Source organism: Faecalibacterium sp. Marseille-Q0746 (genome assembly GCF_017377595.1).
GTDB classification, from domain to species: Bacteria; Bacillota; Clostridia; order Oscillospirales; family Ruminococcaceae; genus Faecalibacterium; species Faecalibacterium duncaniae.
Genome location: NZ_JAFREI010000009.1, coordinates 15598 through 28094 on the forward strand (window position 1 = coordinate 15598; position 12497 = coordinate 28094).

The 12497-nt window shown below is 62.8% G+C and carries 9 protein-coding genes; all 9 read right to left on the minus strand.

Going from position 1 to position 12497, the window contains the following annotated elements; all coding sequences use genetic code 11:
• Positions 1-52: 52 nt before the first annotated feature.
• The 9 genes from J3351_RS06715 to J3351_RS06755 all read right to left on the minus strand — a co-directional run bounded on the left by J3351_RS06715 (position 53) and on the right by J3351_RS06755 (position 12494).
• On the minus strand, positions 53-874 hold the full coding sequence (locus J3351_RS06715; RefSeq protein ID WP_117533065.1) for a PD-(D/E)XK nuclease family transposase: 822 nt from the start codon (positions 872-874) through the stop codon (positions 53-55).
• A gap of 90 nt (positions 875-964) precedes the next feature.
• Complete coding sequence (locus J3351_RS06720; RefSeq protein WP_207697387.1) at positions 965-1945, minus strand: diacylglycerol kinase family protein; 981 nt, start codon at positions 1943-1945, stop codon at positions 965-967.
• Between the two features lie 526 nt (positions 1946-2471).
• Entirely contained in the window at positions 2472-4775 is a 2304-nt protein-coding gene (locus J3351_RS06725) for an ATP-dependent Clp protease ATP-binding subunit (RefSeq protein ID WP_207697388.1), read from the minus strand.
• Positions 4776-5063: 288 nt separating this feature from the next.
• A complete protein-coding gene (locus tag J3351_RS06730) occupies positions 5064-5324 on the minus strand; it encodes a TIGR03905 family TSCPD domain-containing protein (RefSeq protein ID WP_117476878.1) in 261 nt (86 codons plus the stop codon).
• A 245-nt stretch (positions 5325-5569) separates the two neighbouring features.
• On the minus strand, positions 5570-6418 hold the full coding sequence (locus tag J3351_RS06735) for a PHP domain-containing protein (protein ID WP_097770749.1): 849 nt from the start codon (positions 6416-6418) through the stop codon (positions 5570-5572).
• A 354-nt stretch (positions 6419-6772) separates the two neighbouring features.
• Positions 6773-9049, minus strand: a complete 2277-nt coding sequence (locus J3351_RS06740; RefSeq protein ID WP_207697389.1) for a hydratase — start codon at positions 9047-9049, stop codon at positions 6773-6775.
• A 51-nt stretch (positions 9050-9100) separates the two neighbouring features.
• Entirely contained in the window at positions 9101-10300 is a 1200-nt protein-coding gene (locus J3351_RS06745; RefSeq protein WP_207697390.1) for an aspartate kinase, read from the minus strand.
• 36 nt (positions 10301-10336) lie between these two features.
• Positions 10337-11242: a homoserine kinase gene (gene thrB, locus J3351_RS06750; RefSeq protein ID WP_005933837.1), complete on the minus strand. Its 906-nt coding sequence runs from the start codon at positions 11240-11242 to the stop codon at positions 10337-10339.
• A 16-nt stretch (positions 11243-11258) separates the two neighbouring features.
• A complete protein-coding gene (locus tag J3351_RS06755; RefSeq protein ID WP_117503892.1) occupies positions 11259-12494 on the minus strand; it encodes a homoserine dehydrogenase in 1236 nt (411 codons plus the stop codon).
• Positions 12495-12497: the final 3 nt, after the last annotated feature.

Sequence of the window (12497 nt, forward strand, 5' to 3'; positions counted from 1 at the left end):
GCCCGGATATCGTATTTTTTCGTTGCGATACCCGGGCGCTTTTTCTCCTGTTTCAACCTGCTTTCGGCGTGAGCCATTCCTCCACCTTCTCGGTGCTGTACTCCACCATATCAGCGATTTCCTCAATGGAGTATCCCTTTCGGTACAATTTCTGCGCCATCATTCTGGCCTGTTCTTCCCGGCCTTCCGTATAACTTTCCACTCTCAGGTCTTCCATCACTTTACACATTTCGCTCACTCCTTTCGGGTTTTCTTTCAGATAGCGTGTTCTCTCTGCCAGCAGTTCAAAATTCATTTCATCCGCACTGGTGCAATTGAAATCGTGCATCAGCCTGCCGATCTCTGAATCATCCCGGTATTCCCCATTCACATACAGGATATGGGCACCATCATTGAACGGGCGGTTCAGCGTCAGATTCATGTTCTGGATCGTATAGACCGGCTCGCCAGCCTTGTAGTAATCATTTTCCGTGATGAAAATAACATAGGTATCCGGCAGTTCTTTATAATCCTGCTTTTCGTCCAGATTTTCCACGTCCATCACACTGGAATGATATCTTGCCCGGTGCGGGTCTGCGCCATTGTCCGCGCGCTGGACCTCAATGTCATACTTCTTGCCCGCACTGTCGGTTGCATAGGCATCCAGACAGATTGAACGCGCACCGGTCACTCGCTTCATATCAGCCTGTGTCTCGCATTTTGTCAGGATCAGATCAGGCTTTCCGGTAATGATCCGAAGCACCAACTCTGCCAGCGGAAGATTTTCCTTAAAGAGCCCTCGCATAAAGGTATCATCCATAGGGCGAAAGCTGCGCAGACGGTCAAGGTCTTCCTGATGCCGCTTTTCTTTTTTCTCTGCATCCGACCAGTTCATAGCCCCATCCCTCCTGCTTTTTCCAAACATCTTCTTACGGGTTCATCTTATCATAGAATTCTTCATAAATCAAGCGTATTTCTGTAAATTTTATACCACGGCGTGTTTCGCCACAAACCGCTCATACGCCGGGGCGGGCAGGAGGATGCGGCCGCTCAGGGGGCGCAGAACAGCCTCCACCGCATCACAGGGGGCGCACTCGCCGTCGGCGGTGGCAACGATGGGGCCGCGGCCATCGGCGGGGCGCAGCGCCACCCGCCGGGCACGGCGGTAGAGGAAGTAGGGCTTTGCCTCCTCGGTGAGCTGGCCGTTCACAAAATGCCGGCCGCTCTTGTACATCCCCAGCAGCTTGGCAATGGTCAACCGCCCCACCCTGCGGACGATCATCACGTCCAGCCAGCCGTCGGCGGGGTCGGCCTCGGGGGCGGCAAGGAAGCCGCCGCCATAGGCCCGGCCATTGCAGATGGCGCACATCAGGCAGTCCACGGTCAGTTCCTCGTCATCGATGGTAAAGGTGACCCTGCGGCCGATGTGGCCGCAGAGCTGCTCCACAATGGAGAGCAGATAGGACACCTCGCCGCCGCACAGGGGGATGCGCCGGAACTTGGGGATGCCGTAGGCCACCTGCGCGTCCAGACCCGCCGCGCAGATGGTGGCAGACAGGCCCAGACTGGTCTCCAGCAGGTCGATGGCCACTTCCCCGCCCGCCAGCTGGGCATCGAGGTCGGTGAACTCTGCCCGGGTGCCGTAGGTGCGCAGGAAGTCGTTGCCGCTGCCGTAGGGCAGGCAGCCCACGGCGGCGTTGGCAAAGCCCTGCACGCCGGTCATGGCTTCCATGAAGGTTCCGTCGCCGCCCGCCGTCCAGATGCGCAGGCTGTCCCCTGCCTGCGCTGCCTCCTGGGCTGCGGCACGGGCCAGCTCCCGGGCGTGGCCCGCATATTCAGTGGTGTGGATGGTATAATCCGCTGCGCTCCACCCGGCCCGGGCGGCAGCGGCTCTGATCTGCGGGATGAGCTGGACGGTGCAGTCCTGCTTGCCCGCAGCGGGGTTCAGTAAAAACAAATAGCGCATGGTTTCCTCCTTGAGGCGTTTCGCTTTCTCTATGATAAACGAAAACGCCGGAGGATGCAAGGGGGAAGCGTGCTCACCCTCTCAGTCTCGCTTCGCTCGCCAGCTCTCCCAAAGGGAGAGCCAATGCATCTACGAGGGAAGAGGGTGCTTACGGCTAAACCTCTCAGCCGTCGCTGACGCTCGGCAGCTCCCCTAGTAGGGGAGCCCTTGGCAGGCCGTCGCGTTTTCGGGGTCTGGCACTTCGCTCCTGTTTGCCCTGCTGGCGCAAGGCCTAATCCTTGCGGCAGGTGCCATTTTTGGAGCCGATAGGCGATCATTGCGAAAAATGAACCTTATGCCAAGGCCTCCCCTACTAGGGGAGGTGGCAAAACCGTCAGGTTTTGACGGAGAGGTTTTGCACCGCCAGCACCCTCTAAAGGCCAGGCCGCAATTGCCTCTCCCTTTGGGAGAGGTGGCATCCCGCAGGGATGACGGAGAGGGCGCAGCTCCGGTGAAAACCAACCCTCTCAGTCTCTCTTCGACCCCGTCATGCTTTAACAGAGAGGGTCGATTCCTCCATCAAGGTCACCTCCCCATCCACCGTGCAGTCGGCGGTCCAGTGCTGGCCGGTGTGGGCCGTGCCGGAGGCGATCTGGTTGGCGAGGGCCTGTTCCACGGCGCGGTCCACCTGCCGCCGCAGCTCCCGGGCCCCATAGGGCGAGCGCGCCCTTGCGGCCAGCACTGCCCCCACCCGGGGCGTATGGGTCAGCTGATACCCATTGCGGGCGGCACGGGCTTCCAGCTGGCCCAGCAGCTTCTCGGCGATGGCACACAGGCTGTCCTCTGCAAGGGGACGGAACACGATGAGCTCATCCAGCCGCCCCACCAGCTCGGGCCGGAACCACTTCTTGGCTTCCTCAATGGCCTGGGCCGACTGCTTCTCGAACACGGCCTCGCTGCCCGCTGCAAAACCCAGCGGGGCGCTCTGCCCGGCCAGAAAGCGTGCCCCTAAGTTAGAGGTGAGCAGGACGATGGTATTGCGGAAATCGGCCTTGCGGCCCATAGCATCGGTGAGCCGGCCGTCCTCCAGGATCTGCAGCAGGATATTCTGGATGTCCGGGTGGGCCTTTTCGATCTCGTCAAAGAGCACCACGCTGTACGGGCGGCGGCGGACGGCTTCGGTGAGCTGACCGCCCTCATCGTGGCCAAGGTAGCCCGGGGGCGCGCCCAGCAGGCGGGCTGTGGTGTGCTGCTCCTGATACTCCGACATATCGAACTTGAGCAGGGCCTTCTCGCTGCCGAACCAGCTGGCAGCAAGGGCCTTGGCAAGGGCGGTCTTGCCCACGCCGGTGGGCCCCAGAAAGAGCATGGCCCCCATGGGGCGGCCCGGCTCTCCCAGCCCGGTGCGGCTGCGCCGGATGGCCCCGGCCACCGCTGCCACGGCCTTCTGCTGGCCCACGATCTCGGCGTTGAGGCGGGATTCCAGCTTGTCCAGCCGTTCCCGTTCCTTCTCCCCCACCCGCTCCACGGGCACGCCGCTGGCCTGCGCCACCACCCGGGCAATGTCCTCCCGGGTGAGGGTGGGGTCTGCTTTCCCCTCCCGCTCGGCGCGGATGCGGGCAGCGGCACAGGCCTCGTCCACAAGGTCGATGGCCTTATCGGGCAGGAAGCGCCCCGGCAGGTACCGCACCGAGAGCTCCACGGCCTCCCGCAGCGTCTCAGGCGGCAGATGCACGCTGTGATAGCGCTCGTAGCGGGGGGCAAGCCCCTCCAGGATCGCCGCAGCCTGTGCCGGGGTTGGCTCCTCGATCTGCACCCGGCCAAAGCGGCGCTCCAGCGCGGCATCCTTCTGGATATGGGTGCGGAACTCCTGATCGGTGGTGGCCCCGATGAGCTGCAGCTCCCCCCGGGCCAGCACGGGCTTCAGGATGCTGGCGGCATCAATGGCTCCCTCTGCCGCACCGGCTCCCACGATGGTGTGGAACTCGTCCACAAACAGGATGGCGCTGCCGTCCCGCACAAGCTCCTCCAGAAGGGTCTTGAACCGCTCCTCAAAGTCGCCCCGGTACTTGGTGCCCGCCACAAGACTGGCCATATCCAGCGCCAGCAGCCGCCGCCCCTGCAGCATCCGGGGCACGTTCCGGCTGGCGATGCGCTGGGCAAGGCCCTCGGCAAGGGCCGTTTTGCCCACGCCCGGCTCCCCTACCAGACAGGGGTTGTTCTTCTGGCGGCGGCACAGGATCTCCACCATCCGGTCCAGCTCCGCATCCCGGCAGAACACCGGGTCCAGCTCGCCGTCCACCGCGCGGCGGGTCAGGTCGCGGCAATACTTATCGCTGGCACGACTGCCCCGGGGCATGGCGCTGGCCCGGGGCGTGCCGGGCAGGATGAACTGCCCCGAGATCTGGCGGCACTCCCGCACGGCCTCGGCCAGCTGCACCCCCATGGAGGCCAGCAGCACCCCCGCCGCGCAGTCGGTATCCTCCAGCATGGCACAGAGCAGGTGCTCCGGCTCCGCCTTGGGCAAGTGGGCGTTCTGTGCCCCGATGAGGGCATAATCCATGGCCCGGCGCAGGTCTGGGGCCAGCGCCTTTCTGTCCAGCTGGCGGGCCGGGCTGGTGCGGCCCTCGGCCAGCTGACGGCGCACGGCGGGCTCGGTGATGTTCTTGCCCGCCAGAAACCGCCCCGCCGGGCCACGGTCGGTCTGCAGCATGGCAAGCAGCAGGTGTCCGGTATCCGCCCGGGCACAGCCCATGCTGCCCGCAAGCTCCACGGCTTCGTCCAGCAGCAGCCCTGCCTCCCGCGAAAACCCCTTGTGTCTGCCCATGCCGAATGCTTCCCAAATGCTCATGCTCTGCTCCTTGCTGTATTGTTTCATACACAGCAAAGTATAGGCTCAACCTCCACGAAAAAAACAGCAATTTGTGTCAACCCTCTCAGTCAAAGCCTATCGGCTTTGCCAGCTCCCCCGAGGGGGGAGCCAATTGCGGCCTGGCCTTTAGGGGCTGCTGAATTGAGACGATGCGTTGGCTCTCCCTTTGGGAGAGCTGTCGAGCAAAGCGAGACTGAGAGGGCGCTGCACAACAAAAAACCGCCCTGCCATGCAATGCACGACAGAGCGGTGTTTCGCCTGTTCTGATTACAGTTCTGCCAGAGCCTTTTTCAGGTTCTTGGCGATCTGGTCGGGGCAGCTGGTGGGGCGGGGGCCGCAGGTGGTACCCTCCATGCGGGCGATGGCATCCTCAGCCTTCATGCCCTTGAGCAGGCGGCTGATGCCCTTGAGGTTGCCGTTGCAGCCGCCGATGACCTCAACGGACTCGATGGTGTGGTCATCGTTCAGCACGATGTTGGTCTGCCTGGAACAGGTGCCCACATTGGGGAAGCTGAAAGATTTGCTCATGGAAAACATCCTCTCTTTTTGACTTGCCCACAGTATACTACAAAAACAACGTTCCTGCAAGAGGCGGAACCTGCCCTCTTTGCCAAGGGCTCCCCCTTCGGGGGAGCTGTCGAGCAAAGCGAGACTGAGAGGGTGAGGATGCTCACGGACTTTACCGAACTCACCCTCTCCGTCATTGCTGACGCAATGCCACCTCTCCCGAAGGGCGAGGCCTTGGCAGTTCTCATAAGAATGCTCAAATCGGTTTACTTTTTTCTCTTCCTCGCCAGCTCCTCGATCCGCGCGATCTGGTCATCGGGGGTGGTGCAGGTGCCCACGGGGTAGACCTTTTTGTGGTTAGCCCCGTGGAAGTCGGTGCCGCCGGTGTGGATGAGGTGATACTGCCCACAGAGGGCGGCACACTCAGCCTTGTCCTCGGGGCTGTTGCTGGGGTGATCGATCTCGATGCCGTCCACCATCCCCTCCCTGACAAGTTCCCGGAGCAGGGGCATACTCTTGTACACGGTGGGGTGGGCGAACACCACCACGGCACCGGCGGCTCTGGCTGTGGCCAGCACCTCCCGCACCGGGATATACTCGGGCGAGTGGAGCACCCTGCCCCGCGGGTTCCATCCAAACAGCTCATGGTAGCGCTCGCCGTAGATGCTGTCGGCAAGGCCCAGCTCCCGCAGCGCCTGCATGATGCCGCTCTTATAGAGCACGCCGCTGTCTCTGGCGTATTCCAGCGCCTGTTCTGTGCGGAACTGGGGGAAGATGGCTTCCAGCTCCCGGGCGCTCTGCAAACAGCACTCGTTGCGGCGCTGGCGCATGATATCGCAGTGGCGGCGCAGGGCCTCGCTCTCGGGGTCGGGCCAGTAGGCCAGCAGGTGGACCCGGTGCTGGCGCTCGTAATCGTAGCCGGTGAGCTCGGTGGCCGGGATGAGTTTTACCCCATCCTGCACCGGGTGGTCGTAGGCATACTGCACGCTGCGCAGCGTGTCGTGGTCAGAGATGGCCATGGCATCCAGCCCCACCCGGGCTGCCATCAGGGGCAGCCGGGCCACGGGCACGGAACCGTCGGAATAGGTGGTGTGGTTGTGTAGATCGCCGGGCATGGAATGGAACCTCCTGAGAATAAAACGGGTTAAACCTCTCCGTCATCATCGCTTTGCTCGATGCCACCTCCCCTAGTAGGGGAGGCCTTGGCATAAGGTTCATTTTTCGCAATGATCGCCTATCGGCTCCAAAACCGGCATCTGCCGCAAGGATAAGACTTTGCGCCAGCAGGGCAAACAAGAGTGAAGCGTCAGACCACGAAAACGCGACGGCCTGCCAAGGGCTCCCCTACTAGGGGAGCTGCCGAGCGTCAGCGAAGGCTGAGAGGTTTAGCCATCAGCACCCTCTCCCCTTACAGATGCGTTGGCTCTCCCTTTGGGAGAGCTGTCGAGCAAAGCGAGACTGAGAGGGCTTTATCTTTTATAATAATTGATCAAACACCCGTCTGCCAAGATCTCCCGCTCATCAGAGGTCAGCGGTGCCATATAGAGGGCAAAGGGCTTCACTTCCTCACCCAGCACATAGGCAGGGATGTTCTGCAGATCGCCCTTGAGGGCTTCCCGGACATGGGGGATGAGGATGTAATCCCCCAGGCCGAAGGGAGCCGCACCGTTGAGCTGGAAGGGCAGCATGCCCCAGTTGATGAGGTTGGAGCGGTAACGCTTGGTGGCGTACTCGTTGACGATGTTGGCCCCGGCCCCCAGCACGCGCTGGCAGCTGGCGGCCTGCTCACGGGCAGAGCCATCGCCGGGCTTGACGGCAAAAATGGTGGAGGCCAGCTGTACATCGTCCCAGGTCAGGGCCTCGCAGCCGGGCACGGCACGGATCTTTGCCAGCAGGGCGGCATCCCCCTGCCCGGCCCGGCGGGCGGCTTCCTCGGCCTGCACGGCCTTGGCGCGCCCCACATAGGCGGGGTCCTTGCGGCTGAGGGTGAACTCGGCCAGACCCAGGGGGTTGGAGCGGTAGGAAGAGGTCTCACCCGAGGGGATGAGCTCGTCCGTGGTGGTGACGGGGTCAGTGATGTAGGAGGCCACCTTCAGCAGCAGGTTGTCGCCCAGCGGGGCGATCTCGGGCCAGTCCTTGATGTTGGGGCCCAGCTTGAGCAGGGCATCATAATCGCCGTGGCCAAAGCCCTGATACACCCGGGCCTCGTAGCTGGAGGGGTCGTAGTGATATTCGGGCACGGTGGGGTCGTAATCCACCTCTGTTGCGGGGGTCAGGATGCCGCCGTTGGCTGTGGTGGCGGCAATGCTGCGGGCATCCATCAGGGCCACGCCTGCCAGCTGGCCGCTGCCAGGCTTGGAGCCCTCGCGGCTGGGGAAGTTGCGGGTGGTGTGGCGGATGGACAGCGCCCCGTTGGCGGGCACATCGCCCGCGCCGAAGCAGGGGCCGCAGAAGGCCGTGCGGATGGTGGCACCGCTGGCCATCAGGTCGGTGAGCACGCCGGTGCGGTTCAGCTCCATCATAATGGGCTGGCTGCCGGGGTAAACGCTGAGGGCGTAATCCCCGCAGCCGCCGGTATGGCCCCTGAGGATGGAAGCGGCCTCGTAGATGCTGTCGAACAGGCCGCCCGCGCAGCCTGCGATGACTCCCTGATCCACCCGGAGCCTGCCGTTTTCGATCTTGCTGCACAGATCCAGCTTCACGTCAGAACGGCCCACCAGCTTCTGGACGTTCTCCTCGCATTCGTGGAGGATGTCCTTGAGGTTGGCGTTCAGCTCCTCGATGGGAAAGGCGTTGGAGGGGTGCATGGGCAGGGCGATCATGGGCCGGATCTTGGAAAGGTCCACGCTCACCACGCCGTCGTAATAGGCCAGCTCTGCCGGGTGCAGGGGCTTGTAGTCCCCTGCCCTGCCATGGACCGTGAGGAACTGCCGGGTCTTTTCATCGGTCTCCCAGATGGAGGAAAGGCAGGTGGTCTCGGTGGTCATGGCATCAATGGCGTTGCGGGTGTCCTGCCGCAGGGAGGCGATGCCGGGGCCCACGAACTCCATGACCTTGTTCTTGACATAGCCGCTCTTGAACAGCTCGCCCACCAGTGCAATGGCCACATCGTGGGGGCCGCAGCCTGCGGGCAGCGCGCCGGTCAGGCAGATGGCCACCACGCCGGGGCGGGCCACATCGTAGGTGCGGCCCAGCAGCTGCTTTGCCAGCTCGCCGCCGCCCTCGCCGATGGCCATGGTGCCCAGCGCGCCGTAGCGGGTGTGGGAATCGGAGCCAAGGATCATTTTGCCGCAGCCCGCAAAGCGCTCGCGCATGTACTGGTGGATGACCGCCATGTGGGGCGGCACAAAGATGCCGCCGTACTTTTTGGCAGCGGACAGACCGAAGCGGTGGTCATCCTCATTGATGGTGCCGCCCACAGCGCACAGGCTGTTGTGGCAGTTGGTCAGCACATAGGGGATGGGGAACTTTTCCAGCCCCGAGGCGCGGGCCGTCTGGATGATGCCCACAAAGGTGATGTCGTGGCTTGCCATGGCATCAAACTTGATCCGGAGATCCCGGTCGTTGCTGCTGGTGTTGTGGGCGGTGAGGATGCCATAGGCCATGGTGCCCTTGTAGGCCTGCCCGGCCTGCTCCGCAGTCACGCCTGCGGCTGCCAGTGCCGCAGGAGCCTGCGCGTCGGCGGGCACCCACTGCCCCCGCAGGTAGTATGCACCCGAGGTGCTGCATTTGATCGATTCCAACATAATACTTCCCCTCGCTTTTGCAAAAAAGGGGCTGTTGCCAGCCCCTCTGAATTAGTCAAACAGCATATCGTGGATGGCGCTGACCGCCTTGTCAGCGTCGTCACGGGCAATGATGCAGGAGATCTTGATCTCACTGGTAGAGATCATCCTGATGTTGATGTTGTTGTTGGAGAGTGCCTCGAACATCTTGGAGGCAACGCCGCTGTGGCTCTGCATACCGGCACCCACGATGGAGACCTTTGCGCAGGTCTCGTCGCAGGTGGCATCCTTGAACTTACCGCTCTCCTTGAGCACCCGCATGGCGGTCTCAGCCTCGCCCTCGGCGCAGGTGAAGGAGATATCCTTCTTGCCGTCACGGCCGGTGGACTGCAGGATGATATCCACGTTGATGTTCTTCTGGGCCAGCAGGCCAAAGATCTTGAAGCTGGTGCCCGGCTCATCGGGAACGTTCAGGATCGTGATAACGGCAACATCGGTGTCCTTTACAACACCCTTGATCAGCATACCTTCCATGTCTTTTGTAACCTCCTTGACCACCGTACCGGGCACGGGATTCAGGCTGGACAGCACTTCCAGCTCCACATTATACTTCTTTGCCAGCTCCACGCTGCGGTTGTTCAGCACCTGCGCACCCAGAGAGGCCAGCTCCAGCATCTCGTCAAAGGTGATCTCTTCCAGCTTGCGGGTGTTGCGCACCTTGCGGGGGTCTGCGGTGTAAACGCCTTCCACATCGGTGTAGATCTGGCAGCGGTCTGCGTGCAGGGCCGCTGCAATGGCCACGGCGCTGGTATCAGAGCCGCCGCGGCCCAGGGTGGTGATATCATCCAGCTTGTTCAGGCCCTGGAAGCCCGCCACAACCACCACGCGGTTGCGCTCCAGCTCGGAGGAAATGCGCTCGGTCTCCATGCGGGTGATGCGTGCCTTGGTGTAGGCACGGTCGGTGCGGAAGCCCGCCTGCCAGCCTGTCAGGCTGGTGGCGTGGCAGCCCAGCTCGTTCAGGGCCATGGCCAGCAGCGCGATGCTGATCTCCTCACCGGCGGCCAGCAGCATATCCATCTCACGGGCCGAAGGGTTGTGGGTGATCTCAGCAGCCTTTGCGATCAGGTCGTCGGTGGTGTCGCCCTGTGCAGACACCACCACCACCACGTCATTGCCCGCCTTGTGGGTGTTGGCCACGATGCGGGCCACGTTGAAGATACGGTTCCGGTCCTTCACCGAAGAACCGCCGAACTTCTGTACGATCAACGCCATAGTTTGTCACTCTCCTCTAGTTTCTCCCAATTTATATCATTCCACAGTTGCGCCGGTATTATCTGCATCCAGCTCTAACAGTGTAAATGCTTCACATCCGTCCAGGCCTTCCAGCGTTTCCAGCCCGGCACGCAGCCCGGCATAAAAGCGCTCAGCCTCCGCGCGCTCGGCCACCGCCATCACGGTGGAACCGGCACCCGATACATACACGGCCTTTGCCCCGCACTGCTTTGCCAGCGCGAACACCTCCCGGGAACCGGGCATCAGGGGCATCCGGTAGGGCTGGTGGAGCTTATCCTCGGTGGCAATGCCCAGCAGGTCATGCCGGCCCTCACAGAAGGCGGCAGGCACCAGCGCGGCCCGGGAAAGGTTATACACGGCATCCTTGTGGGCCACCTGCTTGGGCAGGGCCGCGCGGGCGGCCTCCGTCAGCAGCTTGTAGTCCGGCACGATGGCCGCAAAGCAGAGGCTCTGGTCCACATCCCGCTTGACGGAGTAGACCACGCCGTCCTCAAAGACGCTGCTGGTCAAACCGCCCAGCAGGGCCGGGGCCACGTTGTCGGGGTGGCCCTCAATGGCCGTGGCCAGCGTCAGCAGCTCCTGGGTGTTGAGCACATCGCCCAGCATCCGGTTCGCGCCCAGCAGGCCCGCAATGATGCAGGCCGAGGAAGAACCCAGGCCCCGGGCCATCGGGATGGGGTTGGTCTGCACGATCTTCAGGGGCGGGATCTTCTTGCCCACCTTGTCGAACAGACCCTTGGCCGAGCGGTACACCAGATTGCTCTCGTTGCGGGGGATGCGGGTGCCGTCCGCCGCCGAGATGTCCAGCTTATCGCTCTCCTCAAAGGTCACGGTGTTGTACAGGGTCACGGCCAGACCCAGCGCGTCGAAGCCGGAGCCTACATTGGCGCTGGTGGCCGGAACAGAAACTTTGATCTTCATCGTCCGTCCCCTTTTCTCATGCATCCTCGGGCAGCTTTTTCAGCACCAGCTTCACGCTGCCGCCCACGGTCTCCACCTTGCGGGCTGCCTCGGCCATGGCCTTTGCATCGGCCTGCTCCACCAGATAGGAGCAGCCGTCAAAGTGCTCATCCACCACACGGCCCCTGCCGTAGATGGCTTCCACCACGGCGGGAGCAACGCCCGCTGCACGCACATAATATGCGGCGGGAGCCGGGTCGGTGAGCATCCCCTCCACCGGCTCCGCAGGCTGCCAGAACAGGCTGTCGTGGACCTTGGAGCCATTCTTGAGGGCATCCACCACATCGGCCACCACGGCGCTGGCGGTGGGCAGCTTGCCCGCGCCCTTGCCGTAGAACACCACGTCGCCCAGCATATCGCCCTTGACCAGCACGGCATTGAACACATCGTCCACACCAGCCAGCTGGTGGCTCTTGGGCACCAGGCAGGGCTCCACTCCGGCGGCCACGCTGCCGTCGTCGCCCCGCTTCATCCACGCGATGAGCTTGATGACGCAGTTCAGCCGCTCCGCCGCAGCCACATCGGCCACGGTGATGTCCCGGATGCCCCGGGTGGGGATGTTCTGGGGGTAGATCTGGTGGCCGCAGACCAGCGAGGACAGGATGGCGATCTTGCGGCAGGCATCCCGGCCGTCCACATCGTCGCCGGGGTCTTTGGTCTCGGCGTAGCCCAGCTCCTGCGCGATCTTCAGGGCCTCGTCAAAGCCCAGGTTCTCCCGCACCATCTTGGTCAGCATGAAGTTGGTGGTGCCGTTCACGATGCCCTCCACCTCGGTGATGACGTTGGCGGCCAGGCACTGGTGCATGGGGGTGATGATGGGGGTGCCGCCGCCCACGGAGGCCTCGAACAGGAAGGCACAGTTGTGGGCCTTGGCCAGCGCCAGCAGCTCCGCGCCGTAGGTGGCCACCATCTCCTTGTTGGAGGTGCACACGCTGCGGCCGCTCTCGAGGCAGGCCTTGACATAGGGGTATGCAAAGCGGGTGCCGCCGATGGTCTCCACCACCACCCGGATCTCCGGGTCTTCCAGAATGGTATCGAAGTTCTTGATGAAGAGGTTTGCCGCCGGATGAGCGGAGAAATCCTTGGGGTCAAGGATGTACTTGACCTCCACCGGCTCACCGGCCCGGCGGGAAACACCGGCGGCGTTGCGGCACAGCACCTCGTACACGCCGCTGCCCACCGTGCCAAAGCCTAAAATCGCGATCTTTGCCATAGT